The organism is Enterococcus sp. AZ149 (genome assembly GCF_051714285.1).
GTDB classification, from domain to species: domain Bacteria; phylum Bacillota; class Bacilli; order Lactobacillales; family Enterococcaceae; genus Enterococcus_D; species Enterococcus_D entomosocium.
Genome location: NZ_JBIORO010000001.1, coordinates 1537989 through 1552751, shown reverse-complemented (window position 1 = coordinate 1552751; position 14763 = coordinate 1537989). Strand labels below are relative to the sequence as shown.

The 14763-nt window shown below is 41.8% G+C and carries 11 protein-coding genes; 6 read left to right on the top strand and 5 right to left on the bottom strand.

The genetic code is table 11. From position 1 onward, the window contains the following. Position 1 precedes the first annotated feature (1 nt). From IGI94_RS07240 to IGI94_RS07230, 3 genes are all read left to right on the top strand, one after another. Entirely contained in the window at positions 2 to 2281 is a 2280-nt protein-coding gene (locus tag IGI94_RS07240; protein WP_086299493.1) for an ABC transporter permease, read from the top strand. A gap of 447 nt (positions 2282 to 2728) precedes the next feature. Beyond that, positions 2729 to 2893: a hypothetical protein gene (locus tag IGI94_RS07235; protein WP_005236285.1), complete on the top strand. Its 165-nt coding sequence runs from the start codon at positions 2729 to 2731 to the stop codon at positions 2891 to 2893. Between the two features lie 54 nt (positions 2894 to 2947). Next, positions 2948 to 3322: a hypothetical protein gene (locus tag IGI94_RS07230; RefSeq protein ID WP_050790971.1), complete on the top strand. Its 375-nt coding sequence runs from the start codon at positions 2948 to 2950 to the stop codon at positions 3320 to 3322. A gap of 124 nt (positions 3323 to 3446) precedes the next feature. Here IGI94_RS07230 and IGI94_RS07225 read toward each other — a convergent pair whose 3' ends face one another. After that, complete coding sequence (locus IGI94_RS07225; protein ID WP_176462026.1) at positions 3447 to 6038, bottom strand: family 78 glycoside hydrolase catalytic domain; 2592 nt, start codon at positions 6036 to 6038, stop codon at positions 3447 to 3449. Positions 6039 to 6057: 19 nt separating this feature from the next. Continuing rightward, positions 6058 to 7347: a PTS sugar transporter subunit IIC gene (locus tag IGI94_RS07220; RefSeq protein WP_438899599.1), complete on the bottom strand. Its 1290-nt coding sequence runs from the start codon at positions 7345 to 7347 to the stop codon at positions 6058 to 6060. Positions 7348 to 7514: 167 nt separating this feature from the next. Between IGI94_RS07220 and IGI94_RS07215 the strand changes: the two genes are divergently transcribed. Further along, on the top strand, positions 7515 to 8540 hold the full coding sequence (locus IGI94_RS07215) for an AraC family transcriptional regulator (RefSeq protein WP_438899598.1): 1026 nt from the start codon (positions 7515 to 7517) through the stop codon (positions 8538 to 8540). 118 nt (positions 8541 to 8658) lie between these two features. Here IGI94_RS07215 and IGI94_RS07210 read toward each other — a convergent pair whose 3' ends face one another. Continuing rightward, positions 8659 to 9699, bottom strand: coding sequence for a CAP domain-containing protein (locus tag IGI94_RS07210; RefSeq protein WP_008381363.1), 1041 nt, complete (start codon positions 9697 to 9699; stop codon positions 8659 to 8661). 196 nt (positions 9700 to 9895) lie between these two features. Next, positions 9896 to 11695 (bottom strand): penicillin-binding transpeptidase domain-containing protein, encoded by a 1800-nt coding sequence (locus tag IGI94_RS07205; protein ID WP_086372849.1) that lies wholly within the window; start codon positions 11693 to 11695, stop codon positions 9896 to 9898. A 170-nt stretch (positions 11696 to 11865) separates the two neighbouring features. Between IGI94_RS07205 and IGI94_RS07200 the strand changes: the two genes are divergently transcribed. Both IGI94_RS07200 and IGI94_RS07195 read left to right on the top strand, forming a co-directional pair. Next, positions 11866 to 12534 carry a response regulator transcription factor gene (locus IGI94_RS07200; protein WP_086372848.1) on the top strand — a complete coding sequence of 223 codons (669 nt, stop codon included), beginning with the start codon at positions 11866 to 11868 and terminating at the stop codon, positions 12532 to 12534. After that, positions 12524 to 13966 (top strand): sensor histidine kinase, encoded by a 1443-nt coding sequence (locus IGI94_RS07195; RefSeq protein ID WP_438899597.1) that lies wholly within the window; start codon positions 12524 to 12526, stop codon positions 13964 to 13966. Before IGI94_RS07200 ends, IGI94_RS07195 begins: the two co-directional genes overlap by 11 nt. 72 nt (positions 13967 to 14038) lie before the next feature. Here IGI94_RS07195 and IGI94_RS07190 read toward each other — a convergent pair whose 3' ends face one another. Further along, on the bottom strand, positions 14039 to 14656 hold the full coding sequence (locus IGI94_RS07190) for an HAD-IA family hydrolase (RefSeq protein WP_400450261.1): 618 nt from the start codon (positions 14654 to 14656) through the stop codon (positions 14039 to 14041). Between the last annotated feature and the right edge of the window lie 107 nt (positions 14657 to 14763).

Here is a 14763-nt window from a genome sequence, read left to right as displayed (position 1 = left end):
TATGAAATTTCTGTCTATAAAACTGGTTAGAGATCTTAAAAGAAATTGGACGCAATTCTTCTCCGTCTTCTTAATGGCGTTTCTAAGTGTCCTTGTATTTGTTGGGTTACAAGGTGTTTGGGGCGGTTTGGAAAAAAGCCTGGACAACTTTATTGATGCAAATGGTCTGGCAGATGCTTGGGTTTATGGTACTGGCTTTACTGAAAACGATATCCAATCAATCCAAGCACTAGATGGGATAGAAAAGACATTCTCTCAGTACGAATCTACAGTTTCTGATTTGACTAATCAAGCGACTTCCTCATCAACAGAACGCACTTTGACTCTTAGTGCACCACTTGGAAAACCTATCGCAGAGCCTTATTTCGTTCAAGGTACTACATTCCATGAATCCCCTGGCTTTGTTTGGATCAATCACGACTATGCACAGGCGAATGATCTTACCTTAAATCAATCACTGAGGATTATGGTTGACGGTCGCGAAATTGAATTGACCATAGCAGGGATGATTTTAACAACTGACAAGCTTTTCTTCACTGGTACACAAGAGTATATTGCCCCCGACCCGAAACGCTATGGCTACGGGATTTTATCAGAAGCGACTTTAGAAATGATGCTGGAGACATCCGTTTTACCTAACGTCGTCGAAGTCTCTGGGACTAACTCTCGCTTAAGAACCGAAATTGAATCGATTATGGGGGAACGCCATATTGCGTACTATGATCAAGCAACCTTGACGGAAGTTTCTGAAGCCTTGGGCCGCGTCACTCAAATTCGAAATCTATCCTTTATGTTTTCGTTCTTGTTTATCTTACTAGCAATTCTTGCAATGTATACAACGATCAAACGGTTGATTGATACCCAAACAAAAGAAATCGCAGTCCTTCAAGCGTTGGGGTTTTCAAATAGAACAATCGGGTTTCATTTCACTAGCTTCGGCTTGATCATCGGCAGCTTTGGCATCGCCGCTGGCTTGGCAGTAGCGCCCTTGCTTTCGCATTTTGTTTTAGAAACGCAAAAGAATATTCTATCTCTCCCACACTGGACAGTTTCCTACAATTCCCTTTCATTAATCGTTTGTCTGCTCGTGTTAATCATTTGTATGGCTTCTGCTTATTTTGCTTCTGATCAAGCATGTACTGGCCTGCCAGCGGACTTCCTTAGAGGGAATACAAAAGGCAAGAGTGCCCATTTGTTACTAGAAAAGCTTTCGTTCTTCTGGAACCCGTTAAGTTATGAAGCCAAATGGGGGTTTCGCGATGCTGCTTCTAACAAAATGAGAGTTTTAATGGGGATCATCGGAGTTGCTGGTGGTATGATGCTGATCACAGCCGGACTAGGCATGCCGCAATCCATCAACCACTTAGTTAACAAAGCTTATACAGAGGATTTTACTTATCATCAACGAATAAATACTAGTGATTCAGCATTTTTGGAAGAATCCTTTGGACAAGAGGTGCAAATTTTGCCTACCCGTTTTGCACCTGATGACGGCTACAATCGCTTACTGATGATCATTGATCAAGGGGATTTTGTTCATATGAAAACATCTGACAATGAGTTGATCACTCCTGGCGGTATTTATCTAACAGAAGGTTTTGCTAACAGAGCGGGCATTCAAAAAGGCGATCAAATAGAAGTCTTTCCTGCATTTCATGAAAGCTCATTTCGCTTTGAAGTATCTGGGATCATAACTAGTGAAACGAACCAAGGTGCTTATTTGTTAAAAAAAACTTGGCTGGAAGCTGGTGGGACTTTTCTGCCTCAGACGCTTTTAGTAGACGAGGAAACTGCTGAAGCATTGTCCGGCAATCCTGCAATCACATCAACGATTGCGCGACAAGATCAAATGGACAATGCGTATGAATTTGTTGATAGTCTAGGAGGGATCTTTACAATGATCATTGCTTTTGCAGTTTTGTTAGTCATCGTTGTCCTATACAATTTAGGGACGCTAAATTTTGTTGAACGAACTCGTGACTATACGACATTAAGCGTCCTTGGCTTTAGAAAAAAAGAACTTCGCCGAATCACCATGATTGAAAATGCTGCAACAACGATGGTTGGCTGGCTGATTGGAATTCCTGCAGGAAGTTGGTTCCTTTCACAGTATGTAAGCACCTTTTCAACCATTACGATTGAATACACCGCCCACTTCACCTGGATTAATGTCGCAATCGCCTCTATGATTGTTTGGCTTAGTTCGTTAAGTACAACATTTCTTGTCAGCCAACGGCTTAAAAAACTGGACTTGGTTTCTGCATTGAAAAATGTTGACTGATTCCCTACTAAAGAAGGCGCACCTATAATTGGTTTCTACAAGTACACCGTCTTTCTAACCTACTTAAACTTTTTTTTGGAGGTATCGGTATTTATAGCACTTCAGTTTTCTGCATCTCTTTTTTCTTCTCTGTTCATTGACCACGATTGCTGCTTTTTTAATCGAAAAAGTGAATTGGGGTCTCTTTGGTACTTTCGGTATGTACTGGCTCGGACTAATTTGTGACTCATCACTAATTTTTTTCGTCACTGACAGTCTCATTCGGATATCTGGGAATATAGGAACGATCAACATTTCTGAAAAAGGAAAGCCGCTGATTGGTATAGGGTCGATCGTTTTAATCATAAGCTACTTGATTTATGGGATTGTGTCGGCAAATCGTATTGTCCATACGACGTATAAAGTAAAGATTGACAAAAAAGTCCTCTAGAATCACTAAAGATCGTGATGTTTAGCGATTTACACTTAGGATATGTGAATGGTCAAGAAAGAGTTGCTCGAATCAACCAGCTTCATCCCGATATCGTATTAGTTGTTGGTGACTTTTCCGATGGCAATCTTCAGGCAATTTCAAACCCAAATCAACTCATCGAATCACTTCAACAATTATGATCAACTTATGGCAATTGCTTGATTTTGGGGAATCATGGTGCTGGAGCCACTTTCTTGCAAATGCTATCGTTTATCCAGGAAGCAGGAATCGAAATACTCTCTGATGAAGCAATTTTGCTCGACGAAGCTTTCTATCTTATTGGTCGCAAAGATCTTTCACCTATTGGTTATCAAGGAACGATGCTAAGAGCAGACTTGTCAGCTTTAGTCGCACCAGAGATGACTTCCTATCCTGGTATCCTCACGGATCATCAACCTTCGCCTCTGTCTGACTATCAAGATGTGGATCTCATCTTATCTAGACATACACATCATGGACAGCTTTTCCCTTTTAATTTAGTGACCAAGGCTTTTTACGAGATCGATTATGGTCACTTACAAGCAGCATCCGGTGAACAAATCATCGTCTCTTCTGGTGTTGGTACCTAGGGACCGCTTCTAAGACTAGGTACAACCAGTGAGATCGTCACAATCAACGTCACTTTTGATTAAAAAAAGTGTATAAAACAACCAGACAAACTTTCATAAAGATTGTCTGGTTGCTTTTAGTTGTCTATTCTTTTTCAAACAAACAGCAGATCCGCTGATGCCCCCCCTCATCCTCTATTTTCTCACTGACTATTCTAAAACCTTTCATCTGACTGATTTCATAGCCACATGTTCGTGGCAACTCCACCGTTAAGCGAACGGTACGATCAGTCTTTTCCCAGCTTAAAGCTACTAATCCAAACGTACTTTGTAAGGAGCCTTTGACATGGGCTATAGGTACATCGAATGCTGGTTGTATCAGTATCCCAGCGCTTGTCACCTGAATGCCTAATAAATGACGGACAAACCAATACCCATAAGAAGCAAACATGGCATGATTCAACGAACCCTCGTAAGTGGCTGAATGTTGCGGCGTTGGAAAATGTTCCATCAAAGTGCCATTTCCGCTTGCCAGCATTGCTGCATAACTAGGCGCAGATTTCCTCGTTAACCAATCAAAAATAATATCATTATAGCCAGCTTCAGCCAGCAACTGATAACTCCATGCCATCCCGAAGATGCCGAAAGAGAAAATACCCTCTTGCTGCTTGATCCGTTGTACTAGTTTTGGCAATATTCGTTTTTTCTCACTGAGTCCTGTCTTCATTGCAAAGATCATGCTAGACAAGGTGCCCGCACCGTATTGCTCATTTTCTTTAGAAAACTTCTGTTTGATTTGCAGTGTCGTGTACTGGATCGCTGCTGTCACTCGCTGACAATAGTCCTCTTTACCAATGATCCTCAAGTCGATCAATTCTTGGTAACGCTGTAGTAAAAGCAGATACATGCAGGCAGAGCAAAAGGACTGATCTGGCGAAGTAATAACCCCGTTTTGCTGAGTTTCATCAATTGCTCCCCAATCGCCGAGACAGCACTGGGCGATATAATCAAAATCAAAAGCGAGTAAATAGTTGAGATGCCTTTCCAACTGTGGACGCAGCTTGGCAACCGCTGCTTGTTTTCCATAGGTCTTCACCAAGGCCAAAGCAAGCTCTGAAACTACCAATTGCCACCCTAACGCACCACCACCATTTGATGGACCATTTGTCATGATTCCTACAAATGGCGCAGTTGCAGTCATTGCACCATCCGATCGTTGGTCGTTGGCAAAATCCCACAACACTTTTTCCAACAACGGCTCAATCGCCAGATCTGCCATCTGCGTTGGTAGTAACGCAACGATGTCCCCACCATAACCAAAGCGCTCACGAGTGCAGTCCTCAAAATAAGAGTGGATGTTGTTCAACCGCGTGGCTTGTCCAACCGCCCATAACTGATCCAAGAAAGGATCGGAGGTTTCAAGTGTCACCAACGATTTCACATCCGTATGCAAGCGATAGGCTTTGATTGCTCCTACAATCGCTTGAAGGTTGTCAGCAGGTTTCGTCTCGATCAACACATAGCGAAAGGAATGATACGTGTAACGGTTTTCAAAAACGAACGTCTTCGCTGCCGTTTTCTCAATGATGTCTCGTTGAACGATAGGATCATCTGGCTGCTTCCCTTCATAGGGATCGTAGACGCCATAAGTTCCACTGATCGTAGACGTATAATCAGGGCTGCCTTGCTCGTCTAATGTTTCTGCATAGCTGATTCTGATCCGACCAATGAAATCTTCCTCAAGAGTACAAGTAAATTGACCGCTGATGATTTGACCGAAGTCAATGAGCAGTCCCGCTGCAGTTTCGGTCATTTTTTGGGGAACGATCGATTGTGTGCGCTTGATTTTTGGAATAAAGCTTGGCTTAAAACGTCCCGCGGGTCCAGCAATTTGTACCGTTTTTCCTTCTGGACGAGGATCAGGTACATCGGTAACGATTTCTCCTATATAAAGATTGTTTTGCAAATAAGGCCCAAAACTACTTTGCCACTGATTGTCTGAGTAAATGTAGCGATTCTCTCCTCCATCATTTAACTGAAGCTCCCCCCAGAAACAGGGTTTGCCGATCGCTAGTTGTTTTCGGATGTTATACCGACCTAAAATCTCAATCGGAGCAGGGTTGTACCAGCCATTCGCAAGTTCAACTTCGATCCGATTGTCTCCCTCCTGTAAAAAATCAGTTAACTCATAAGTATCATAGTAGACGACTCGATCATAGTTCGTTACATCACTGTTTAAATAAACATCTGATACCGTTTTTCCATTAACAGACAAGCGATAAAAACCAAGCCCGCAGCAATCAATCACTGCATAGGAAGGACACTTTTCCAGTGTGAAAGAGCGAGACAAGCAGCTATTTTTCTCTTCTGAAAAGTAAAAACGTTCTTTTTTAATAGGATCATCTAAGCGAGTGATCCACTTGCCCATAGTTTCTTTAGGTTTCTCACGCTTTGCTATCGTGAAAAACACACTACTGTAACTGGTGACATCGTTTCCTGCTCCGGCGGTCAATTTGACTTGATATTTTTTTCGCTGCAGATGCTGTGGCAAGTGGACCGCCATTTTATTCTCAGAAGCGGCTATGTTGGAAACGTCATACACTGCTTGCTGCTGTTCATTGAAAATTTGCAATCGGTAGCCTTGGTGATTGGTCATCGACCATTCAATAAGGATCGGATCATTTAAATCCACTGTTAATGGCTTTGTCATTCCGTTGATGGTTATCGTTTCTTTCATAAGCTGCTCCTTTCGTGGGTTATTGTGCTTCTTCAACACAGATCTGCTTATCAGCAACTTTGATAAATGGCAACCAAATCATCGTTGCGATCACGATCAAGACGATTTGTAACAATGCGCCCATGATACTACCAGTGACAAAATAGCCGCTAATGATCGGCGGAGTCGTCCACGGAATTTGCGCAAGCCCAGTTGGGATCGGGACTAGCCCGAAATAAAAAGCAAAGTAAGCGACGATCGTTGTGACGGCATTTGCAAAAACAAAAGGAATGATAAAACTGAAATTCAACATCAACGGTATCCCGAACAACGCTGGTTCACCGATATTGAAAATATAAGGAACACTAGCAATTTTTCCAACCTCTTTGTACTGTTTACTTTTTGCTACGATCAAAATAGCAATGATCGCACCAACGACGCCAATCGAAGCAAAATGATTCCGAAAACTCATACTGATAATATTCGTTGGAATCTCTCCCGCCACTGATGCCACACGATTTTGGTCTTCAAGGACTTGATGGATTGGGTCCATCACTGCTTGAATGATCGAGGTTCCATGAAGGCCAAAAAACCATAGGAATTGCTCGAAAATTTTCACAACGACCATTCCAACTAGGGAGCCACCTAACATAGTTAATGGAATCCCAAGGGTCCCATTGATCAACGTCATGGCATCACTGTTAAATAAGGCTTCGATGATGAGTCGGATGACCCAAATCGTCGTGATGACAAGAAAAGATGGAATCACCGATTCGAATGGACCAGAAACAGCTGGTGGTACCGCTGCTGGCATTTTGATTTTGATTCCTTTACCCTCAATTTTTTTATAAAGAACTGTACTAAAAATACCGACAATAATCGCTAAAAACATCGATTGCGCGCTAACGCGGGTGATATCTAAAAAAGACCCTGCTTCCATTGCATCCAACGGTGTTAATAGTAAAAAGGAAACAAAAGCAGTTAAGACACATTGCAAAACGTTTGTTTCAAGTTTTTCTGCGAGTGATTTTGCGAGGGAAATGACAACTAGCAAACCACCGATTGCGAGTGTGGCATTGTTGACATAGAGCAATTTCTCTTGCCAGACACTAGCATCTTCTGTTCGCAACACCATAGTAATAAAATCGGTCACTTGTTGGATCGGAAAAAAAGCAATAATTAAAAAGATCGACGCAATAAAGGTGAATGGCATGTAAGCTAACATTGCATCCCTAACTGAAGTAATATAAATATTCCCATTAACTTTACTTGCAAATGGACCAAGGGTACTTTGGATCTTATCCCCTAATGATGGTTTGTCGTGGTTCATGGTGATTCCCCATTTCTTTCGAATTTGCTGGTACTATTGACTATTATTATCATCCGGATTATGATAATTGATAACGCTACCATACAAGTATTATATACTATCTCTACCTGTCTTCAATGACGATACTCTACTATTTCATTGACTATTTTTTACCTAAGGAGAAAGCGATGGATAAAGAAAACATTCTGCAGCAGTTACAACAATTGACGACTACTGAAGAAATAGCCCTTAAAAAGACGCAAACCCTTCCATACAATTATGAGGATTTCAAGAAAGTCTACACTGAGAAAAATGAGCCAATTTACCAATATACCTTCGAAAAACACCTTTCTCGTCTCATACGAAAACGACCGCAGGATAGCGGATTTCTTAAGACAAGCCAGCTCTTGATTTTAAAACATGCACGCTTTTCTTCTACACCACTACATCAGCATGATTTTATCGAAATGAATTATGTTTTTTCTGGAACAGTCACGATCATGATCAATGAGAAAAAAGTGATCCTAAAGGCAGGTGACTTTTGCTTACTAGATACTGGGGTGATCCACCAAATTATCGAAACAAATCAAGACGACATTGTTATTAACTTTTTGATCAGCAAAGAGTACTTTTCCACCCAGATGCTCAGTCGGTTGGCATCCAATAGCATGATCGCCGATTTTGCCATCAATGCGTTATCTGAAAGCCAAAAGCACAATCAATACCTAGTGTTTGAAACGAGTAACAACGACTATTTGATTGATGCGATTTTTGGGGTCTTGGCCCAGTTCTTCAATCCCTCCTTCGGTTCTCATGAGGTCATCCATTCCTATATGATCATTATTTTTTCCGAACTCGTTCGTAACTTCCAGGAAAAACAACGGATCGAGTCGCAAAAAAGTGACCAACTGTACCTCGGAGAAGTGTTGGACTATCTGGAGAAACATTTCGCTACTTGCACACTAGCTTCGGTTGCGGATGCATTTGGATACAACCCGAGCTATTTGAGTCGCCGTATCAGTCAGCAGCTTGGTCGATCCTTTGTGACGATCCTTCAAGAATTAAAACTCAATCAAGCCAGTTTATTGTTGAGAAGCTCTTCTCTGCCTGTGGAACAAATCGCACACCAAGTCGGCTATAAAAATGTCTCATTCTTCTATAAGCTGTTTCAAAAGAAGTATCAGTGCTCTCCTCATGCCTACCGTCAAAACTAAACAATACTGCTGCACACCATTTTATCGACAAAAAAACACTGCTCACTTGATGCTGCTAACGCAGCAATCTCAAATGAGCAGTGTTTTTTAACTAATCAATTTCAAGCAATTCAGGAATTCACGACGCCGATCCTCGGTGATACAACGTTGTATAATATGGCTGTTCGCTGGTATCGATCGCAATACCGATCCCGAGAAATTGATACTCATCGTTTAGAATCGTTGCCCGATGTCCCTCTGAATTCATTAAACCTTGATGGGCGTAAATACTGCTGGCTTGGCCAAATGCCAAATTCTCCCCTGCAGCAGTGAAGCTGATCCCGTCTTCTTGCATCCGATCAAATGGAGTCGATCCATCTAACCCAATATGGTCAAAATATCGATGTTCTGCCATGTCTTGGCTATGCTTGACGGCAGTCTCACTGGTTGCTTCACTGAATCCAAGGGGCGACAAACCAAATTTCACTCGGGTGGCATTCGTTAATTCAAATAACTGTGTTCGTAAGCCGCTTAAAATGGCGGCTTGATTTTGGCGAAAATCATTCGCATGGCGTGTTTCTAGCGAGCGATTGATGATTTGAATCGCAGTCACTGTATCTTCGGCATGAACATCATAGAAAAAAGTAATCAATTGGTCGTCTTGTAAGAACAGATCATAGTCGGCATCAGAATCGATGCGATACCGTCTTGATCCTCGTTGTAGACTTTCTTGGCGCGTACCCATCTGATTACGAACGCTTGCTTTTGAAGACCCGATACCTAGCGTGTCATCGATAAGAATCGTGTCTTGATTCGTATAGATCCCTTGCGCAATATCATGTTCATCGTACATCACCATCATGAAGTTACGAAAATCATCGTGATAGGAAGTCCAGTTCAGTCCATACCTATTCGCTGATTCATTGATCGCTTCTCCAAAGGTTTCTTCGATCACTTGTCGTGATTCATTATATAAATATGTCTGGGCAGGTGTTTCTGCCGATGGCCTGGCTGAAGTGTCTTGTGAAGGAGAAAATTGGGACGAGAGAGATTGAGTGATCTCGTTGAGTCGAGCATCCCGAAATGCCAAGCGCCCGTCTTGCCATGTAATCATCTGGCTCACAAAATAAAGAAGTCCGATGAGAAAAATGCTTTTGATTAAGAATTTTATTTTTTTCATATGACACCTCCGTCAATGAATCATTATGTGTTAGCTGTAGCGCGATCGTTTATCCACTCATTCATCCCTAGATTGGATCGCTGATAAACCGTCCTGCCTTTTCTAAAGACTATCATTCCTGTGGAAAATTGACCAGCTGCAGCATGAAACTTCTTAGATGGTCTATGTCTTTTTAAGCTCCTGTTAAGAAACTTTTTTACTCACGAAAACTTTGCAGCGCCATCGAACGCTCCATCAATGGATTGGCAATTTTAGCTAAGGTATGACGATCGTATTCTTCTGGTCGCTTGATAGTGAGGTAAAGAATAAACTGTGGATCATCCGTTGGATAGATCGAGACCGCCGAATAAATATAATCAAACTCTCCTGTCATGTAACCTTGACCATTCTCATTGGCGATCTGAGCAGTCCCAGTTTTGACAGAAATCTCATGGTTCGTCAGTTGGTATACATCATAAGCGGTGCCATAGCGTTCATCCGTCACTACATCGGTCATGTATTCCAATACAGCATCAGCCGCTGTTTGTGCAATAGGCTGAGAAACGACTTCTGGAAAAACTTGGGTCTCTTCTCCCACTTGCCGAATCAATTGCGGACGAATCATCTCGCCACCATTGGCAAATGCGCTAAATAACTGCATCATCTGCATCTGATTGACCCCAATCGCATGGCCATAAGAACTCATGGCATAATCCACCCGATTTCTTGAAGGTAAGATACCAGGCACCTCACCGGGAAGCTCACTTCCTGTAACTTTCCCTAGTCCAAAATCAGTTAAATACTGCGCCCATGCATCAAAACCGATCCGTTGCTGAAGTCGAACCATCCCAGTGTTGCTTGACCAAGCTAACGCTTGCCGCATCGTCAACTCACCATTTGCTCCTGAGTCGTGGTCGTTGATGACTCGATCTTCAATCTGCATACTCACAGGATTGTAGCGTTCCGTCGGATCAAAAACACCTTCATCAATCGCTGCCGCAACGGTTGCCAGCTTCAAGGTCGAACCTGGTTCATACATCTCTTCCGTAAAAAGATTACGCCAAATAAAGTGCTCATCCGCAATTCCTTCTTGGGTCTCTGGATGAAAACTAGGTCTTTGAGCCATCGTTAAAATCTCTCCAGTTTTCGCATCCATTAATAAAGCCGTCAGATTCTCTGGTCGTGTTTGTTCCATAACCTCATCCATCACTGATTCAGTGAATAACTGCAGATGAGCATCTAATGTCGTCCAAACATCGTTCCCATCTACGCCTTCTTCTACCATTTGATTGGTTGCAGGAACAGGATTCCCTGAAGCATTGACTTGAAAAGACTCTCGCCCATTTTGATTCTTCAAAAAGTCGTTCAGTACATATTCTAATCCAGAAACTCCGACTCGAATTTCATCATCATCTGACGTTGTCCCTATCAAATGTGAAGAAAAGATGCCATTCGGATAGCTGCGACTTGAACGAGCATCGAAATAGATACCATTGATTCCAGCTGCATCAAACGCCGCTTCGATTTGATTTCGAGTGGTCACACTTAGACCACTGCCAACATTGCCAAATTCCACTTGAAAGACAGGCGTGTCTATTTGATTCGCACCGTCTGTCAAGATAGACAAAACTTGCTCGTTAGAAATAGGTAAATACTCCGAAAGAATCGTTGCGGTCTCCTCAAAGCGCTCTCTGTCTAAATACATGGGTCGGCCATTATCAATGTAATCTTCAGAAAGAACCGCTCGAACAGTATAGGAAAGAATATCCTGTGCGATCACTGTCCCCTGCCGATCAAAAATTGCCCCTCGACTTGTTTCGATGGATCGTGAACTATAATACAAATTTTCTATTCTTTCAGACAAAGAGACGCCAGCAATCACACCGACTTGAACAATGTAAATCAAACGTGCAGAAAACCCCATAAAAAGCGCAAGACTGATTATGTATAACCAATGACCGACTAGCTTACGATTTTTCTTCGCTTTTTTCTTTTTGACTATATGATAGTCATACATCGCCAAAGCGCCCCTTTCGATCGAATATACCTCTATAGTATTGGGTATTTGTGATGATCTTGTGAGGGAAAGAACAATTATTTTTCAAAGAGTCAATTTCCTATTAATTCAGCGATTATGCTGTGATATACTTTAAAAAATATAAATTATTTTTAAGGATGTGAATAAAATTGCGAAAAATATTGATTGTCGATGATGACACTCATATGCGTGCCCTAGTGAAAACTTATGCGGAGATCGAAGGGTATCTATGTTTTGAAGCATCAGATGGAAAAGAAACTTTGGAAAAATTAACCAATCATTCATTCGATTTGATTCTCCTAGATGTCATGATGCCGGGAAAAGATGGCTTTCAGACGCTTTCGGAAATCAGAGGTAGCTGTAACACGCCAGTCATCATGATTACCGCTCGAAAGGAAGAGTATGACAAACTCTTTGGCTTCAATCTTGGTGCCGATGATTACATCGCCAAGCCATTTAGCCCTAAAGAGCTGATGGCTCGCATCAAAGCTGTGTTGAAACGAAGTAGTCAATTTCAGTTCGAAAAGATCGTTTATGGCGATCTCGAAGTCAATGTTTTTTCTCATACTGTAACGATCAAAGGGAATCCTCTGCCGCTTACGCCAAAAGAATTCGATCTGCTGGTCTATTTGACAAAAAATAATCATATTGCTTTGAGCCGAGAATCAATTTTAGAAGGTGTCTGGGGCTTCGATTATTTCGGTGATACCAGAACAGTGGATACACACATCAAGTCCTTGCGAGAGCGTCTAGGGGATTACCGAGAGTTGATCCAAACGGTTTGGGGCGTTGGGTATAAATTTGATTATGAAGACTAGTCGGTTAGGTTTTACTTACATCAAAAGTAAATTACTCGTGCGGCTTTGGTCCGCCAATATGCTGCTGGTCATCATTGGCATTGCTTTTTTATGGACTGTTCAAATTTTGCTCTTTGAACCAAATTATATCAATGTAACGAAAGAATCACTTTTAGAAACAGTTCAGGAAACAGCTGCCGCTGTTGAAGAAATGGCAGTAGATCCAGATGATTTACCAGAAGATCCATTGCTTTTCCTCAGTAAAACGATCGTTGGGACTCTTTTTTTAGTCGACGAGTATGGCGAAATTCTGGCGACATTTAACAATGGACAACAATTAAACATAGATGGGTTGAGCAACGAATACAGCTGGTTGTTATCTCATGCACCCACTGTCCTTAACGGTGAGAGCCTTAGTGCTGTAGAAGACTTTGAAAAGTCTTCTGCCATTCTTATTGGCGTTCCTACGACTCTTTTCCAACGCCCAGCTGCCCTTTTGCTCTCCAATACGATCACTCAAATCGAAGCGCTTCAAAGCATGAATCGACAGCAACTCTTTCTATTCACCATCATATTAACAATTTTTGCATCAACGATCTCCTTTTTTTTAGCACAGCATTTTATTCGCCCGATCAAAACCATCAAAGAAGCCATCATCCGCTTAACCAACGGAGAGCTTTATTCCGTACCCAAACTAAACCGTGGCGATGAATTAGGTACACTTTCTGAATCTGTTGCGGACTTAAGTACAGAACTTCAGCGAGTAGACGTGTTGCGAAAAGAAGTGATTGCCAATGTTTCTCATGAACTACGATCCCCCCTCGCGTTGATCACGGGTTATGGGGAGATGGTACGTGATGTTTCTGGAAGTGACGAACGCCTTCGAAAAGAACATATGGAACTAATTATCAGCGAAGCCCACCGTATGAGTGCCATGGTTGATGACATCATGGATTTCTCTATCATGCAAGCAGGCTATACACAACTTAAAAATGAAATCTGGAATACATATGAGGTGGTTTCCTCCGTCGTTGCCTACGCAAGAGGGATTGCCAATCAATATGACATCACTGTCGATTTTGAAGCAGATAGTAAGAATAGAATTGCTCTTTTTGATCGCATCAAAATGGAACAGGTTTTGCGTAATTTAATAAACAATGGCATCAACCATACACCTAAAAACGAGCGTCTTTTGATCAAATTAACGAATACATCTACAAGAACAAAAGTTGCTGTCATCAATCCCGGAAAAGATATCCCTCCAGAACAACTCGAACTCATTTGGGAAAGATACCAACGCGTCCAACATCAAGCAGGACATAAAGAAGGAACCGGCATCGGCTTAGCGATCGTGAAAACCATTTTGACTTCTCACGCCTTCGATTATGGCGCTGAGTCGAAAAATGGCGTGACTTCTTTTTGGTTTGTTGTGCCGAGACTAGAAGACCAATGAGAACCACGTTTATACCGTTCATCATAAGTAATGAATGTCTTACTTTCTTTGCACAAAAAAAGCCTTGATTTCTCAAGACTTAATGATTTCTTGTATTTCAGCCATGGATTGGACGGTATGGTCGGCGGATACATCTTTTAAGATACCTTCTATATCATAAAATATCGTCTTGACACCTGCTCCTTGTCCTGCAAAAACATCCATCGTACGATCGCCGATCATGACGGTCTGATCTTTGTCTAAATGATATTTTTCGACAAGATAAATCAATGAAGTTGGATCAGGTTTACGGGGAAAGTTGTTTTCCGGTCCTACGATCTCAACGATCAGGTCTGCCATCTGTTCTTTTTCTAACAGCTCTTTTGTTGAAACGACATCGCGGTGGGTCAAAATGTAGTTCTTGCCACCAGCAGCAACCACGGCTTCTAATGTTTCTTTGGTTCCTACAAAGGAAAACGGCAAACGATCATCCAGCGCTTCATTTGCTTTGAATGCTTTAGTGAACTCTTGAAAATCTAAGTTGTATTTTTCAGCAACTTTTTTGGAAGATGAATCTTTCAATATATAATAAATCTCCGCTGGATCTGGATCGAAGCCATACTCCTTCAATGTCTTAATAAAAGCTTTTAACATGATTGGGTAGCTGTCGTAAAGTGTTCCATCAAAATCCCATATGTAAGATTGGTACATGATATCCCTCGTTTTCTCCCTTTTTCAAATGAATGAAACTTCCATTCATTTTCTGTAACTCTAAAAAGTTTACCACACTTTGTTTGGTTTGTCTTATTTATCAAGGG

Coding starts and splice junctions, on each gene's coding strand:
- IGI94_RS07210 (WP_008381363.1), bottom strand. CDS start 9,699: ATGAAAAAAATAAAATTCTTAATCAAAAGCATTTTTCTCATCGGACTT.
- IGI94_RS07225 (WP_176462026.1), bottom strand. CDS start 6,038: ATGAAAGAAACGATAACCATCAACGGAATGACAAAGCCATTAACAGTG.
- IGI94_RS07235 (WP_005236285.1), top strand. CDS start 2,729: ATGTTTAGCGATTTACACTTAGGATATGTGAATGGTCAAGAAAGAGTT.
- IGI94_RS07205 (WP_086372849.1), bottom strand. CDS start 11,695: ATGTATGACTATCATATAGTCAAAAAGAAAAAAGCGAAGAAAAATCGT.
- IGI94_RS07190 (WP_400450261.1), bottom strand. CDS start 14,656: ATGTACCAATCTTACATATGGGATTTTGATGGAACACTTTACGACAGC.
- IGI94_RS07220 (WP_438899599.1), bottom strand. CDS start 7,347: ATGAACCACGACAAACCATCATTAGGGGATAAGATCCAAAGTACCCTT.
- IGI94_RS07240 (WP_086299493.1), top strand. CDS start 2: ATGAAATTTCTGTCTATAAAACTGGTTAGAGATCTTAAAAGAAATTGG.
- IGI94_RS07215 (WP_438899598.1), top strand. CDS start 7,515: ATGGATAAAGAAAACATTCTGCAGCAGTTACAACAATTGACGACTACT.
- IGI94_RS07195 (WP_438899597.1), top strand. CDS start 12,524: ATGAAGACTAGTCGGTTAGGTTTTACTTACATCAAAAGTAAATTACTC.